The sequence below is a fragment of the Ktedonobacter robiniae genome (assembly GCF_016587375.1).
Taxonomy (GTDB): domain Bacteria; phylum Chloroflexota; class Ktedonobacteria; order Ktedonobacterales; family Ktedonobacteraceae; genus Ktedonobacter; species Ktedonobacter robiniae.
This window is the reverse complement of record NZ_BNJG01000002.1, coordinates 2,279,205-2,294,996: the sequence shown is the minus strand read 5'-3', so window position 1 is coordinate 2,294,996 and position 15,792 is coordinate 2,279,205. Positions and strand designations below refer to the sequence as shown.

General features: G+C 51.6%; 13 protein-coding genes. 7 read left to right on the top strand and 6 right to left on the bottom strand.

All coding sequences use genetic code 11. The features are described from left to right. Positions 1-12: 12 nt before the first annotated feature. Together JMJ04_RS30990 and thrC are read right to left on the bottom strand one after the other, a co-directional pair. A complete protein-coding gene (locus tag JMJ04_RS30990) occupies positions 13-2,580 on the bottom strand; it encodes a tetratricopeptide repeat protein (RefSeq protein WP_201374207.1) in 2,568 nt (855 codons plus the stop codon). A gap of 150 nt (positions 2,581-2,730) precedes the next feature. Beyond that, positions 2,731-3,873 (bottom strand): threonine synthase, encoded by a 1,143-nt coding sequence (gene thrC / locus JMJ04_RS30985; RefSeq protein WP_201374206.1) that lies wholly within the window; start codon positions 3,871-3,873, stop codon positions 2,731-2,733. Positions 3,874-4,277: 404 nt separating this feature from the next. Between thrC and JMJ04_RS30980 the strand changes: the two genes are divergently transcribed. Next, on the top strand, positions 4,278-5,123 hold the full coding sequence (locus JMJ04_RS30980) for a metallophosphoesterase family protein (RefSeq protein WP_201374205.1): 846 nt from the start codon (positions 4,278-4,280) through the stop codon (positions 5,121-5,123). 29 nt (positions 5,124-5,152) lie between these two features. Here JMJ04_RS30980 and JMJ04_RS30975 read toward each other — a convergent pair whose 3' ends face one another. Continuing rightward, a complete protein-coding gene (locus JMJ04_RS30975; RefSeq protein ID WP_201374204.1) occupies positions 5,153-6,196 on the bottom strand; it encodes a sensor histidine kinase in 1,044 nt (347 codons plus the stop codon). Between the two features lie 445 nt (positions 6,197-6,641). On the opposite strand from JMJ04_RS30975, the gene JMJ04_RS30970 reads away from it, so the two are divergent. The 6 genes from JMJ04_RS30970 (at position 6,642) to JMJ04_RS30945 (ending at position 13,213) form a co-directional block, all read left to right on the top strand. After that, positions 6,642-7,064: a MarR family winged helix-turn-helix transcriptional regulator gene (locus JMJ04_RS30970; protein WP_201374203.1), complete on the top strand. Its 423-nt coding sequence runs from the start codon at positions 6,642-6,644 to the stop codon at positions 7,062-7,064. Positions 7,065-7,131: 67 nt separating this feature from the next. Continuing rightward, positions 7,132-7,947, top strand: a complete 816-nt coding sequence (locus tag JMJ04_RS30965; protein ID WP_201374202.1) for an SDR family NAD(P)-dependent oxidoreductase — start codon at positions 7,132-7,134, stop codon at positions 7,945-7,947. Between the two features lie 293 nt (positions 7,948-8,240). Next, positions 8,241-8,906 (top strand): hypothetical protein, encoded by a 666-nt coding sequence (locus tag JMJ04_RS30960; protein ID WP_201374201.1) that lies wholly within the window; start codon positions 8,241-8,243, stop codon positions 8,904-8,906. Positions 8,907-9,122: 216 nt separating this feature from the next. Beyond that, the gene (locus JMJ04_RS30955; RefSeq protein ID WP_201374200.1) at positions 9,123-11,231 is read left to right on the top strand and encodes a histidine kinase; all 2,109 of its coding nucleotides are present in this window, start codon (positions 9,123-9,125) and stop codon (positions 11,229-11,231) included. Positions 11,232-11,243: 12 nt separating this feature from the next. Continuing rightward, a complete protein-coding gene (locus tag JMJ04_RS30950; protein WP_201374199.1) occupies positions 11,244-11,885 on the top strand; it encodes a response regulator in 642 nt (213 codons plus the stop codon). Between the two features lie 38 nt (positions 11,886-11,923). Further along, complete coding sequence (locus JMJ04_RS30945) at positions 11,924-13,213, top strand: hypothetical protein (protein WP_201374198.1); 1,290 nt, start codon at positions 11,924-11,926, stop codon at positions 13,211-13,213. Positions 13,214-13,544: 331 nt separating this feature from the next. On the opposite strand, the gene JMJ04_RS30940 is transcribed toward JMJ04_RS30945, so the two are convergent. The 3 genes from JMJ04_RS30940 to JMJ04_RS30930 form a co-directional block, all read right to left on the bottom strand. Continuing rightward, positions 13,545-14,075 carry a type 1 glutamine amidotransferase domain-containing protein gene (locus JMJ04_RS30940; protein ID WP_201374197.1) on the bottom strand — a complete coding sequence of 177 codons (531 nt, stop codon included), beginning with the start codon at positions 14,073-14,075 and terminating at the stop codon, positions 13,545-13,547. A gap of 24 nt (positions 14,076-14,099) precedes the next feature. Then, positions 14,100-14,753 carry a nitroreductase family protein gene (locus tag JMJ04_RS30935; RefSeq protein WP_201374196.1) on the bottom strand — a complete coding sequence of 218 codons (654 nt, stop codon included), beginning with the start codon at positions 14,751-14,753 and terminating at the stop codon, positions 14,100-14,102. A gap of 373 nt (positions 14,754-15,126) precedes the next feature. Then, a complete protein-coding gene (locus JMJ04_RS30930) occupies positions 15,127-15,720 on the bottom strand; it encodes a DinB family protein (protein WP_201374195.1) in 594 nt (197 codons plus the stop codon). Positions 15,721-15,792 lie beyond the last annotated feature (72 nt).

Sequence of the window (15,792 nt, the reverse complement as noted above, 5' to 3'; positions counted from 1 at the left end):
CAGAGGGTATCATCACCTCCTTGATACAGGAGTAAGGCAGTCAAGCCATTGCCTGACCTCATCTGCAAGTGGACTTCTTATCTTCTCAAAGATCTGCAAGCTCTTCTCACCCTCCTGCAGAGCCTGCACTTTTTCATTACGAAGCAAGTGAACTCGCGCCAACCCATAACGAGCTTTAGCTATATGAAATACATTCTCTTCAGGTGCACAGGCCAGAGCGGCCAGGAATGTGTCTTCTGCTTTTTGGGGGTCTCTCCTTTTCAAGTATATCTTCCCCATGGCTGAAGAAATGCCACTCACAAAGTAACGATTGCCCTTTTGTTGCGCAAAATCAAGCCCCTCTTGAAGATAATCCATGGCCGTTTCATCTTCTTCTCGCTCAATCGCACATTCTCCCAACTTCAACAATATTGCGCTGAGCGCTGGATGCAGACACATTGAACGCGCCAACCCGAGACTCTGCTGCAAGTATGTTTCGGCCTGCTGATGCTCCCCACGTTTAAGGGCGAGGTCGCCCAGATCCAGGAGAAAATGACAGATTTCTGGACGTGAACCCATTTGCTGAGCCAGCGTTAAGCCTTTATGGAGATACTCCTCTGCTTCGGCATATCTTTCATATTCACAGAGCGTGGCACCGTATACACCACAAATATACGTGAGAGATTCTGGCTCCCCTGCCCGTGTTGCTATCTTTAAGCCTTCTCGCCAATACTGTTCCGCCTGTGGCATATCTCCCTGACACTCGGCTATAAGCCCCAGGAGACCGAGCAATCGGCTCAGTTGTTTGGGAAGTCTGTTCTGACGAGCATACGAGAGGCCTTCAAGTAAATAGAGTCTGGCATCTGCATATTTTCCTTGCAACAAAATGATGTGGCCCAGGTGAGCCAGGATCTCACTCAAAAGTGCGCCAGCGTGCTTTTGGGAACGCAGCAACGTGAGACATTCCAGTGCCAGTTTCTCTGCCTGCTCATAGCGGCCGGCAACTTTAGAGATATTGGTCAAATCCCGTAAAATTTCCGCCCTTCGAGGCATGTCCTTACTGAGCTCTGACGACAAAAGAGCCTGGTGGAGCAGGGTTTCAGATACAGGTTGTAGGCCACGATCATAAAGAAACTTTGAGCACGCCAGCGCACCCCGTATCACCAGATCATGCTGCTTGTACTCAAATGCCAACTGAACCGCCTTAGTAATAAGGTGTAAATCTTGCTCCAGTAAGTGATAGTTGGTGCTGGACTGCTCAGCGAACTTGATCATATAGGAGAGCATACGCATTTCAGCTTCACTATTGCGCCCCTGCAAACGCTTATAATCAGAAATAACCTGATGCATTTGATAGCGACCCCGCTGGCCAATTTCAATCATCCCTTGATCCATCAGGTAGTCAAGCACATCCGCATCGACCGCAGCCACAGCTAGAGCAGCCTCCTCAGAAAATGTATCCGGTTTTGGTGGAAACACAGCTAGCGCGGATAACGCCCTGCGTGAACGCTCGTCTAATCGCTCCTCGCTCATATGAATAATCGTCTGCAAATTATACGATACGTTAGAGTGTTGGTGTGTGTTTTGCTCATAACGTATCATAGGAAGCGCAAGTTGCAAGCGTTTCTCAGCCTCCTGCAGTTGCAAAAGAGCTGATTGAGTACGCCGACTCTGAAAATGGCGTGTTTGAAGCAACAGATAATTACCAATCAGGATCAACGCCAGAGGCAGCCCACCAACCGACTCAACGAGCATGCGTGGGGCATCGGGACTTAACTCAATCAGAGCGGGTGCTATTTGCGTAATCAGTTTGACCCCATCATCCAGGCTCAGTTCCGAAATCTGTTGCGCCTGATCTCCAGCAAAGTATAAGGCAATTTCAGGGATACGTGTCGTAAGCAAGTAAGAGCAATAAGGGCCTCCTACTTTGCATTTAAGAGCCTCTTCAAGACTCCAAACATCATCAATAATAAAAAGCATACGGCGCGTCCCGATAGCCGAACGTAAAGCGTACAACCATTCATCATAGCTATGCGGAGATTTGTTCCCACTATCTCCCAGACCAAAGAGCGTTCCCCAACGACTCAGCGCTGTCATTATATTGGCTTGAGGCCCCAAAGCGGCCCAGAGGATACCGTCCTTGAAGTAATCACGTATCTCTGGATTATTCGCCAGTTCTATAAGCAGCGTTGTTTTTCCGACTCCTGGAAGTCCATAGAGCGCAAAAAGCTGTCTCTCTTCCTGATGTAAGAGACGTTGAGCAAAATCTGCCAGTAGTTGATCCCTTCCTACAATGTCCTGAGCAGTAGAAAGGCGAAAAGGCAGCAGAGAATCATAGATGGGAAATTGTGGCTGGACAATAACTGATTCAGCTGATTCTTTAGAAAATCCTAACTCTTTGAGAGATTTATCAAAGAGTTCACAGAGACTTTGACGATATGCCGGTCCAGGTTGGGCGGTCCCGTTCTCCCAACGACTGATCATAAATGCATGTGGAGCACCGATACGATCAGCAACCTCTTGCTGCGACCACCCTTGCTCCTGGCGTGCCCTTCTTAGAAGAAAATTTGGATAAGATTGTGCCGCTTTTCTCACAGGCATCCTGAAATCCTTTTCTTACTTTCTCAATATATGTCACAGCATAAGCTGACACTCTCCACAAAAGGAGAAAATAGAAGCACAACCTTTACTTTGATGTAACATCAACAAAGGCGTCTCCTTCCATATAAATGGAGCCTGTTTCTCCGGGATCTAAATGTGTTTCAAGCGAACACGTTTAACCTCATCAATATCAGCCGATACCTCATAGATAGGACGGTATTGCTGTGGGTGTAAATATTGTGGAGTTTTGAAGCCAGATCCAGTGACCAACACCACAAGCGTTTCCTGCTCTTGTATAAGGCCTTGTGCAAGAGCCACTCGCGCGCCAGCAAGGGCTGCTGCTCCAGCAGGCTCGGCTAGAATGCCACCTGCTGCGGCAAGCAGTGTGATAGCTTGCAATATCTCCTCATCGGAGACAGCTACGAACCCTCCCCCGCTCTCAGAAACATCCCGCAAGGCCATGGCCCCATTGATAGGCACACTCACAGCGATGCCATCGGCAATAGTTGCACCACTGTGAGCCAGGGGAATAGTCTTACCTTCCCAGGCTCCTTTCAATGGTTGGCAATGCTCAGCCTGTACGCCAATAATGCGCGGCACGCGCGTGGTCGCGCCACATAGCATCAGCTCGCGAAAGCCTTTGGCGATACCATTGAGCGTGACACCATCGCCAACGGGTACGACAACAGCATCAGGTACCAGACGTCCTAATTGATCCCAGATTTCAAATGCGACGGTTTTTTTGGCCTCCAATGTTAGGGGATTATAGCCTGTATTACGGTCATACCAACCAAAGGTACGAGCAGCCTCACGTGAAAGGCGCACAGCAGCTTCATACCCCCCTTTCACTTTAAAAATGGTAGCGTTGGCCATCTGCATATAATGTAGTTTAGTGTCCAAAACATTAGCAGGCACAAATATAACAGCCTCAAGGCCACAAGCGGCAGCCCCTAATGCGAGAGACAAGGCAACATTACCTGTCGAGGCACAACTAATGGTATGAATACCATGATGGAGAGCATGCTCTAAAATCAGCGCAGTAGCCCGGTCCTTGTTTGAACCCGTCGGAGAACGCGTTTCGTCTTTCAACCATAGCCCAGGGAGACCTGTGTGCTGCCTTAGTTGTAGCGGCGCTACCAGTGGTGTGCCACCAACAGCCAGAGGATATAGGATATTATGTGACGTTGGCAAAAGCGCAAGATAGCGCCACATACCATCACCTGACCAGCTGTCCTCTGGTAAGAGAGCGGGGCCATAAGCATACTCCAGTTCAATACGTTCGGTCTCATCCACAGTATCAAACTGCTCGATCGCGTCAGGAAATCTAAAAGTCCCGTTTTTATTTATTATTCTAAAAGAAGTAAATTTCCCCATGTATCAACCTTCTTGCAATATGTGGTCATTATGCAAAAAATGAATAACTTGTTCTCTGTACAAGATATACCGTGTTTGGCCTTATTACAAGTATTCATAGGCACTCCCAGGGTAAAATTTCCTAGTAGCCCAGCGTAGATAACTACGCTAAACATGGAAAAGGAAGAATTTGTCGCAGATACCCCTGTATGCCTTTTCGGAGGTTGAAGTCAGCTTCTCCTGGCAGAGGAAGAGGAACAAACTCATGATGCCTAGAATTGGGAAGTCCTGCTGGCATTAGCAAAAATAGAGACTTTTGGGTGCAGCTCTGGTAAAATAAGGCGATGAAACTCTACGCGATTAGTGACTTACACATTGGGCATGCCACCAATAGGCAGGCGCTGGAGGAACTTCCTTCTTACCCGGACGATTGGCTGATTCTGGCTGGTGATGTCGGTGAGACATTAGATCATCTGCGTTATGCCCTGTCTCTGTTGACCAGACGTTTCGCCCAGGTTATCTGGGTTCCTGGCAATCATGATCTATGGACTATTCCATCTCAAAAAACATCCTCCGACAACTTGCGTGGTGACGCCAAATATGCTGCCCTGGTCTCCATTTGCAGAAGCTATGGAGTGCTGACCCCCGAAGATCCCTATGTGCAATGGCCCGGAGCCGGGACTCCATACTTGCTTGCACCACTTTTTCTTCTCTATGACTATAGCTTTCGGCCAGCCGAGATTCCCGAAGATAAGGCACTCGAATGGGCGCTTGAGGCCGATATCCTCTGTTCTGACGAATATCTACTCCACCCCGACCCCTATCCCTCCAGAGCGGCATGGTGCGCGGCACGCTGTGCATATACCGAAAAGCGTCTTCAAGTAGTAGAGCCTACCACACCCCTGATCCTGATCAACCATTTTCCCCTTTACGAGCCCCTTGTGCGCCTTAAGCGTATTCCACGCTTCTCTCTCTGGTGTGGAACACGGCGTACCCATGATTGGCATAAGCGTTTTCCGACGGCGATGGTCATCTATGGACACTTACACATCCCTCGTACTGATGTGGTAGATGGTGTGCACTTTGAAGAGGTTTCGCTTGGTTATCCGCAACAGTGGAACAGAGAGAAAGGCATTCAGGGATATCTGCGCCAGCTCCTCCCATCCCTAACCGAAAGTTCCCCACGCTAAAGCCTTTACAATTACACACAAGACAGAAATCAATCACAGGGTACATTCGACATATCCTGGCGTGCTTGAAAAGGAATCTGCACAGAACAAATGATTCCCTGGGCTTCAGAAGAGGTTATCCATACGCGTCCACCATGTCGCTCAATGATCTCTTTGCAGATCGTGAGGCCAAGCCCCCACCCTTCTCTGTTTGTGGCTTCGGCGGAAGGTGTACGATAAAAAGGTTCGAAAAGCTGCTCCTGCTGCTCTCGAGTAAATACAGGCCCCTCATTCTGGACCTGGAGAAGCATATTGGAAGGTTCTACACTCAGAGAAACATTGATCGCAGTATGTTCTGGCGAGTACTGAATGGCGTTTCTGACAACGTTAATGATGACCTGGGAAAGTCGTTCGTAATCGGCTTGCAGGATGAGAGGAATTGGTGGGCATATAAACGTAATCGTGCGCTTTGAGAATGCACGCTGATCCTCGATGACTTCACGACAGAGCTCACCAAAATCGCATGGGCTCAGCCGTAATTGAATATCTCCTGACCGGAAACTGCTCAGATGAATCACTTCCTCCATCAAGGCGTGCAAAGCGAATGCTCGCGCGAGAATTTTTTCAAAATGCTTCTTCCATACGAGCGGCTCTGTCGCTGCACCTTCTCCTTTGTTCAGGCGACGCAGGGCGAGTTGCGCCTCTCCAAGTATCGTGGTAAGCGGGGTCCTCAATTCATGGGCTGCCCGGATGAGAAAATGGTCCTTGAGACGGTTCGCGCGCTCAAGCTGCTGATTAGCGGCTGCCAGTTCCTGCGCGTACGCATGTGCCTCTTGTTTTGCGACAAGGGCACGTTTGTATTGCACTTGATGTTGAGCCGCAAGACAAGCAATCGCAATTTGCGCAAACACAAAGGGGATGAGGAGAGTGAAATCATACCAAATACTCAAGGCAAATAAGTTATATTGAGGAACGACAAAGATGCTGAAGACAAAGAACCCTATGGTCATGGTAACCAATGCGGGACCAACACCCCACATAAATCCGACAATGACAGCAACCAGACAAAACGGCGTCCAGATAAAGTGTGGCATTTTGAGAAGGTGGTTCACAAGTGCGGCAAGAAGGACAAGAACGAGCCCAACTCCATAACCGACAAAAGGCTGGTGCCACCTTCCCTTCCTGATGGCCAAACGTTGAGTATTGGTTCCATGACGCCGAAAATATCGGTTTACTCTTCTCATACGTATCATGCCTCTACTCATCACCTCTTGCCTCATAGCATTCTTGCACGAGAAGAGTGTAGCCTTCAGCTTCCAGACAATGTGCCAGCTGACACACTGAGAAGCATGCGATAGTTTCTCGTGAGAGGATTTCTCATTAGGTAGAGGGTGCATCCTCCTTTTATCACTCTACGCCCCAAGAAAACCGCAACAACATCAACCACAACTGATCCTCTCTTGCTTGACAATCTGCGCCTATTCGCGTTATACTCAAGACAGTACAGTTAGCCAGCAAAGTAAAAAAACAGAGGAACACATGCATCCATTTGAAGACGATGTAAGCTACGCTCTCATTCAGTTGATCAAAGAGCACCGCAGGCAAGCCGATGAAGCACTGAAACAGCTTGGTTTGCATGCAGCGCAAGAGTTTATGCTTTTCCTACTTTGGGAAGAAGATGGCTTATCTCAATCTCAACTGGCTGCTCGCCTCAAGCTAGAGCTGCCAACGATTACCAAATCAGTGCAACGTATGGAACGTGCTGGCTTGGTAAGGCGTTGTGTTGATGAGCAGGACACACGTATTTCGCGTGTCTATCTTACCGAAGCCGGGCGCGCACTCTATGAGCCCGCTATGCAAGTATGGAAGAATCTCGATGCTCGCATCTGCCTCCATATGACTGAACTTGAACAGGCGCTGTTGCGTCGTCTGCTTCAACAAGCTCTTGCCAACTTTTCCTAGAGGAAGGCTCTTCATCTTTTTTTAATTTTTTAAATAGCCGGCTAACTATAAAAGAAAGGATACGCACATGAATATGGAAGTCCCATTGATGAAGAATCGTATTGCCTTAGTAACAGGAGGAAGTCGCGGCATTGGTGCGGCGACAGCGATTCAACTTGGAGAGCATGGGGCGAGGGTGGCCGTGAACTATTATCGCAATGCAATGGCTGCTCAAGAGGTCGTGGAGACCATTGAGAAGGCGGGAGGCAAAGCGATTGCCGTTCAAGCGGATGTCGCGAAGCAGGAGGAGGTTGAACAAATGGTTGCGTACGTTCGCGAGACCCTCGGGCCTATTGATACGCTGGTTCTCAATGCCCCGGCCTCAAGCAGCAATCCTACGTCTTCGATCCCTGCCCACGAACAACTTCAGGCGATCCTTGCCCCTTTCACAGGAAGTCGTTGGGACATTTTGGAGTCATTTGTCCGAGGCCAATTACAAGCTGCCTACTATCCCAGTCAGGCAGTTCTTCCAGACATGATCAAGCAACAGCGAGGAAGCATCATTTTCGTCAGTGCCACCCATGCTCGTCGAGCAAATGCAGGAGGAATAGCCGTCGCAGTCTCTATAGCCAAAGCCAGCGTGGAGACGATGATGCAGCATATGGCAGAGGAACTTGGACCCTCCGGTATTCGGGTCAATACGGTGGGTGGGGGAATGATTCTCACCGATCTCAATGCCGGCGCACCACAGGAGATGAAAGACCAGATGGCCCGCAAGACCCCTTTACGGAGAAATGGACGACCGGAGGATATGGCCTCCGCCATTATCTATCTGGCTTCCAATCAGGCCTCTTTTATCACTGGGGCCTATCTCACGGTGGATGGCGGCAATTTCATCATTTAAGGGGTTGAATTAGGGCACCCTGGAGGTGCCCTTGAGAGGGCTGCGCCCATTTTTGAGATCCATCATATCTTTCTCATGCAAGTGGGTGCCCGCTTTCACATTTTCTCTCGCAAAACTACCTGGAACGTCCCAAAAAGTGTCCCAAAAAAGTTGGGGCATTTTTGAGGACATAGTCAGACGACCTTGGGATAGTTCACCTGCTACAGTTACAGGCAGGAGCGATGGGGGCCAGATCACGCAAGCCTCAACCTCCATCGTGTTTTTGAGCTATCTCTTGAAGGAGGAAAGATCTCATGTCATCAAGCACCTCGTACCGTCTGAGCGGCATTGCCTTGCTCAGCGGTAGCATTCTTTCGGTCGTCTACTATGTGACTCAGGCGTTTAGCAGTGACACGGATGTGAAAGCGTTGACCAGTTCCCTGTTTTTGACCAGTAGCATCATTGGGTTTCTTGGTGGATTGCTTGTTCTGCTTGGGCTGCCAGGGGTATACACCCGCCAGGCGAAACAAGCGGGTATCCTGGGGCTGTTAGGCTTTCTGAGCCTTGCATATGTGACGCTTATGCAAGGCGTTCTGATTCCCTTCACTTCGATTACTATTCAGTCGTTCCTGGCTGGAAGCACAAATCCCGCGATCCAGGCACTTGCCACCAGTGCACCGCCTGCTATGGACCCGTTCTTCTTCCTCAGCCTGGTCGCACAGATTCTTGGGAGCCTCTTGTTTGTTATTGCCACATTGCGCGCCAGAATTTTCCCTCGCTGGCCTTCCTGGCTGCTCATCGCCACCCTGGTCGCGGGCTTTCTGAGTTTTTTACCCTTCTTCCCACATGCGTTGGGGAATCTTGCTCCCGTCCTCACGTACATAGCGCTGGCTGGTTTCGGGTACTTCCTGCTTGCGTCAGGAAGTAGTACAACTGTGCAATCTACACCTGTCAGTGTTGGAGCGGAAGCTCGCTCCTGAGTAGGGAATTCTTGCTGTGCATGGGCTTGATGACTCACGCGCAGCAAGAATATCTATGAATAAAACTATGCTTCCCTTTACTGAATAGAGTAGAAGGAGCCTCCAGAGGTAAAATCAGGATGTTTTTCTTGTACGAATGTCTCTTTTCAAATAAAATAGTAGCGCTAAATGATGATATACTGAAGTTTAACGGCATAGAGCAGGAGGCACGCAGCGATGAACATCGCAGAAAGAGAGACGACAACCATAGGGGCACATCGTCATCCTGATACCCATTTGCAAGGGCATCAACTCCTGATAGCGCGGTTCTGCTGGGTAGTGCTGGCGCTGGCAGTTGTTGTCCTCAATATCCTGTCTTTTCCCGCAGCCATGGCATCGTTTCTTCCGCCAGAAATCATACGCGAATTGCACGATCTCCATTTCTCTCTGCCCCTCTATCTGATTCTGGGCATTGGCATGAATGGTCTATGCCTGCTTCTCTATCTGGCTATGGCTGTGCTGCTTTTCTGGCAGCGTTCCGATGATCGTATGGCCTTCTTTTGCTCGCTGATGTTGCTGACTTTTGGGAGCGCTGCAAGCGGTTTCTTGCCACAGGTGTCTTCTGCGCCTCTAGCCTGGAATCTGGTGGTTTTTCCCCTCTTCTTACTTGGCCAGTCTACCTTCCTCACGTTCTTCTATCTCTTTCCTTCCGGGCGCTTTGTTCCGCGCTGGACTCGCTGGTTTGCGCTGCTCAATCTCTTGTATTGGACCGCGTCGTTCTTCTTACCAGAGGTAATGTCTGGCCCGCCGGGTGCCTTGATGTTTGTTTTCGGGATCACAGCAGTCATTGCTCAGGTCTACCGTTATCGCTCAGTGTCTCCATCCAAAGAGCGCCAACAGACAAAATGGGTAGTCTTCGGTTTTGTAGCCGCCATTCTGCTTTTTATTCTCTCTCGCTTCCTATTTTTCGTTTTGCCACCAGCTTTGCAACGTTCACAGGTGGCAGCTACCCTCTTGGGTGGTGGGAGCGTCTATCTGGCCTTGATGCTCATCCCGATCTTTCTTGGCATTGCTATCCTGCGTGACCAACTCTTCGATATTGATCTCATCATCAATCGCACCCTGGTCTATGGAACGCTGACCGCGTGCGTTGTTGGCTTCTATGTGCTGGTGGTTGGCTATCTGGGCGCGCTCTTTCGTACCAGTGGAAACCTGCTGATCGAGCTTCTCGCTACCGGCCTGATAGCTGTGCTGTTTCAACCGCTGCGCAACTGGCTTCAGCGGAGCGTTAACCGATTACTCTATGGCCTGCGTGATGAGCCGTACGTGGTGTTGGCCAGGCTTGGACAGCGCTTGGAAACGACCCTGGATACTGATGCCGTCCTGCCTACGATCGTGTCGACGATAAAGGAGGCACTCAAGCTCTCGTACGCAGCCATTGAAGTGAAGGAAGGGTCAGTAGCGATGCTAGTTGCCTCCGCTGGTTCTCTTTCAGCGCGAGAGGCTCTGCGACTGCCCCTGGTGTACCAGAGCGAGCCAGTGGGAACACTGCTTGTCGCGCCTCGTGGAGGCGATGATACGCTCACACCCGCCGATGTGCGCCTCTTAGATGACCTGGCCCATCAGATCGGGATCGCCATCCACACGGTACGCCTGACCAGTGATTTGCAGGCCTTGACCAGAGACTTGCAGCGCTCACGGGAGCACCTGGTAACGGCACGAGAAGAAGAGCGGCGCAGGTTGCGGCGTGACCTGCATGATGGCCTGGGGCCGCTACTGAGTGCAGTCATGCTGAAAGCGGGGCTGGTGCGGACACTTTACCAGCGCGATCCGGCTACAACCGATGCGTTGCTGAACCAGCTTGAAGCAGAAATCGAACTGGTCATCACAGATATTCGGCGCCTGGTCTATAACCTCCGGCCTCCAGCACTCGACGAACTGGGGCTTTCTGGCGCCATACGTGAGTATGCAGCAAGGCTTGGGGGTGAAGCGCAGGCGCTCAAAGTCATGGTGGAAATCCCCACGCTGCCTCTGCTCCCCGCTGCCGTAGAAGTCGCAGCTTATCGGATTGTGCAGGAAGCCGTAACGAATGTCATTCGTCATGCCTGCGCACGCACGTGCCAGGTGCGTCTCCTGGCAGATGAAACCCTCCGAATTGAGGTGCAGGATGACGGCACAGGCTTTGAGGACACACACACAACCGGCGTCGGCCTTCTTTCAATGCGAGAACGGGCAGAAGAATTGGGAGGCTCGTTCACTCTGGAAAAAGCCCGACCTTGTGGAACAGCGATCATTGCGCATCTCCCACTGGTGGAGAGCAGTGTCGAGACGAGCGCACACGTGTAAAGGAGCAAGGAGATGGAAGCTTTAACCGTTCTCATTGTGGACGATCATCAGTTCTTTCGTGATGGGGTGCGTGCGCTCCTGGATGCTCAACCCGACATGAAATGCGTGGGAGAGGCGACAACTGGCGAAGAGGCGATCCACCTTTCGGCCGAGGTACAGCCAGATGTGGTGCTCATGGACGTGCATATGCCGGGCATGAGTGGAGTAGACGCAACACACCAGATCATGAAAAACAGTCCCCAGATTCGCGTCCTGGTGGTAACCATGTTCGAGGACGATCACCTGGTCTTTGCCGCGATGCGTGCGGGTGCGCGCGGCTATCTGCTCAAGGGTGCTCGGCATGAAGACATGGTACGAGCGATACGAGCGGTGGGCAACGGCGACGCTATCTTCAGCCCGGCGATTGCGACCAGGCTGGTCAGCTATTTCTCAGCGTTGCCGCCAGTGCATCTCACACCAGTCTTTCCTGAACTGAGCCAGCGAGAACGCGAAATACTTGCATTGCTCGCCCAGGGTTGCAAAAACGCTGAGATTGCTGAGCGCCTGGTCGTGAGCCCTAAAAGTGTGCGCAACTACGTTTCCAATATCATCAGTAAGCTCCAGGTAGCTGATCGCGCCCAGGCCATTCTACGCGCAAAGGATGCTGGTCTGTAATTTTGATGTACCAGGGAAGAAAAGAGAGCTAAAATCAGATGGAAGTTCAACAGAACCATAGTGAAACAGATCTGGCCACGAAAACGTACCTGCGCGGAGGCTGGCTACTGACGGCCCGCCTGGTCTGGGTACTTCTGGCCCTGCTGATTGTCGTGCTCAATGTGCTGGCGGTGCCTCCTGTCATCGCGTCAACCTTTCTCACACCGGGCGTCGTCCGCGAGCTGCACAGTCTGGGCTTTTCGCTGACGCTCTATCTGACGCTGGTCATCGGCATGAATGGCCTGTGCATCGGCCTCTATCTGGCTATGGCCGCGCTGCTCTTCTGGCGGCGCTCCCATGATCGCATGGCGTACTTTGGCTCGCTGACTCTGCTCACCTTTGGCGGAGCTGTGGGCGGCTTTCAGTCGAATTTCACCTCAAGCTCCCTGGTCTGGAATCTGATTGTTTTCGTGCCGTTTCTAGTGGGTCAGACCGCATTCCTTGTGTTCTTTTATCTCTTCCCCTCCGGGCGCTTTGTGCCGCGCTGGACGATCTGGCCCACGTTGCTGAGCGTGTTGTACTGGTGCGCGATGACCGCTGATCCCGACCTGAATAGTGGCCCTCTAGGGATCTTGATTTTGCCCTTCCTTCTGACCACAATCATCGCGCAGATCTACCGGTATCGTCGCGTTTCGACATTTCGAGAGCGTCAGCAGACCAAATGGCTGGTTTTTGGCTTTGTCCTGGCCATGCTCATTTTTATACTCTCGCGCGTGCTCGTCTTTATCCTGCCTCCAGCCGTGCTCAATTCGCAGGTCGCGGGGAACCTGGTGGGTGGCGGCAGCGCCGACCTAGCGTTGATGTTGATCCCCATCTTTCTCGGCATTGCCATTCTGCGCGACCGACTGTTCGATATTGACCTTATCATCAATCGCACCCTGGTCTACGGTTTGCTCACTGGTATACTGGCAGCGCTCTATATTGGCCTGACGATCGGCCTGGAGAGCCTGGTCGGGCTTATCGCGAGGCAAAGCTCACAGCCAGTCGGCATTGTGCTTTCCACCCTGGCGATTGCGGCCCTTTTCCAACCCTTACGTCACCGAGTCCAGAACGTCATCGACCGGCGCTTCTACCGGCACAAATATGACGCGCAGAAGACTCTGGCAGCATTTGCCTCCACCTTGCACAACGAGGTACATTTGCAAGAGTTAAGTGAGCACGTATTGGCGGTAATCAACGAGACCATGCAACCGGCGCATATCTCGCTCTGGTTGCGCGCGCCTCGGCAGAGCATCGAACAAGTGTCTCGTCACGTTGAACAACCTGAGAGGAGGAACAAGGATTCTTGAAAAGAGGAGGCTCCATTTTCCTTTCTTCGAGCTGTTTTCTCACCAAACGAAGCAGCCTGTTGAAAAATGTCTATACTGATGAGATTTAGACATTGTAAGTTCTTCGTTGACGCTCTGATTTTGAGGTATCAAAGCAAACTGATGAGGCTACTAGGAGTTTTTCAACAGGCTGGTTCGTTTCCTACGATGCCAGTTTCCTGTTCCTTGTCTCTTTTTGCAAGAGAGGAACAGGAAGTCTTGTGCACGATGAGTGCCGTCAAAAGACGGAGTGCTGCTGAATAGAGACACGATCAACCCTTGTTTTCAATGAGGAGATTCCGAAGGCGGGGCTTCATCCTCGTTCCTCAAGTCCTCTGATCAGTTCATAGCAAAAGCCGGGAAGATCATCGACCACTCGCCCCCACACGAGATTGCCATCGCGCAAGGCAGGCAGGTCGACCCAGGTCCCGCCGGCATTCTCAATGTCGTCTTTGATAGCCGTTGTACCTGTGGCCCTGTGTCCTCGCACAATGCCAGCCGAGATAGGGACCCAGCCACCGTGGCAGATGCTTCCAATGATGTTTCCTCGGGCATACACCTCGCCTACCAATTGTAAGAGCTTCTGGTTACGACGCAGGAAATCGGGGGCGAAGCCGCCAGGAATAACCAGCCCATCGAATGCGCTGGCGTCTTCCACCTCGTCAATGCTAATCTCTGGCGTGATTTCCAGTCCATGATAGCCACGTATAGTCTGGCGGGAGAGACCAATGATCACCACTTTCGCGCCTTCTTCGCGCAGACGCATCACAGGAACCCAGAATTCTAACTCTTCAACATGCTGGGCGACAAAATAACCAATGATTTTTCCTTGCAGGCGTAGCATGCCTTGCCTCTCTTTTCTAGCCTTCTACCATTGATCCCAGTGGATGACATTCTCTACGGAAGCACGTGGGGCTGGCTTAAAGTTTGTCCCTAAGGTATAGGCAACTGGCAAAAGCGCCGCCTGCGTAACCTGGTGGTAGGGGATGCCCAGGATTTCTGCGGCTTCCTCTTCATAGTCGAGGTGGAAGGTAGTCCAGGCAGCTCCCAGACCTCGTGCGCGAGCCGCCAGCATAAAGCTCCAGGTAGCTGGGAGAATTGAAGCCCAGCGACTGGCCTGATCACCGCTAGACAGGCCTTCCATGCGCCCATTCACGCAGGGAATCAGATGGACCGGTACGTTGTGGATATGCTCAACCAGGTAGGCGGTTGAATTCATGATGCGCTGCTGGGTGAGATACCGCTGCGGGTCATCGGCAAAGAGCTTGTTCACGGCGCCAGGGCTGGCAAGATATTGCTGGTAACTTCTCCAATACAATTCCGCCAGCGCCCGGCGTCGGCTTTCGTCGCGGATAACCAGAAAATGCCAGTCCTGCCGGTTGCTACCAGAGGGCGCCTGGAGCGCTATTTCAAGACATTCCTTCAGGACTTCCGGCTCAACGGGCCGTGAAAGATCCAGGCGCTTACGCACCGTGCGGGTAGTGGTCAGTAATTCGTCAGACGTCAGATGAAGAAGGGGCATACCTTTTTCCTTTTCTTCCTCTTGTGTGCTGCCATTCTCTGTTTTCGGACGGCTCACACAGTTGTATTATTCTTTGCCCCAAGTATAGGCAGCATGATCTATCACGTCAAGCAATTGATTTTAATCGTATTGATCAAGAAAAATGATCATTTGTAGGGATGATCTCGACGAGCCTCTCCCCGATCATTCGAGCTTGAGCCGTATCCGAGCCCGGTATGGGCTGAATATTTTCCACATCCAGTCTTTCCCCTTTTCTGTCCCTGTGAGCATGAAATGTCGCTTCAGCGACAAGGTCGCCCCTGTCGCTGAAACGGCCGCATCATTTCAACATATCCACCTATGAAAGAGAAGAGAACTGAAGACGTTCCTGTTCTTAATCCAACTCGACGACTGGCAGGCCGTGGACGCCGAGGGTGGTGGAGATTTCGCTGCCGTGATGGATGTCATGTTCGAGCACACCCCAGATGATTGACTGGAGCGAAACCGCGGGTCTCACTACTTTCGCCTGACGTGCTGCCTCCACCCACATCTGAGCGTATGGCTGGAGCGCGGGCTCCACCAGTTTCGCGTGCCGCGCACGTTCCGCATCATCCAGAGGCGGAACGACCTGCTCAAGATCAGCAGGGGTCAGGCGGGCAAGCGTATGCTGGATCAGTTGCCAGGTCTTCTCAAGTCCGGCAACCAGTTCTGCCGCCGGGTGGCATGGATCCACGTTCCCCTCACAGACTCCTAGAGCCCATAATTCGAGGGAAGTCAGATCGTCGCTCCCCTCGCCCATTCGCGCATGGAACCACCAGGCGCGATTTGCGACAATATGCGTCACGTACATGCCAATCGACCAGTGTTGTGGCGTGGTGCGCAAGGCAAGCTGCTCTCCGGTAAGGGGCGCGATGGCCGCGACCAGACGCTGCTGGTAGCTACCCCAACCCGCATAGAAGGGGAGGAGTGAAAGCTGATGTTCTGCCATGATAGGTATTCCTTGCTTTTTGTCTTCGAGAAAAAACAGTACAATCGTATCAACACGCGCAAGGACATGATG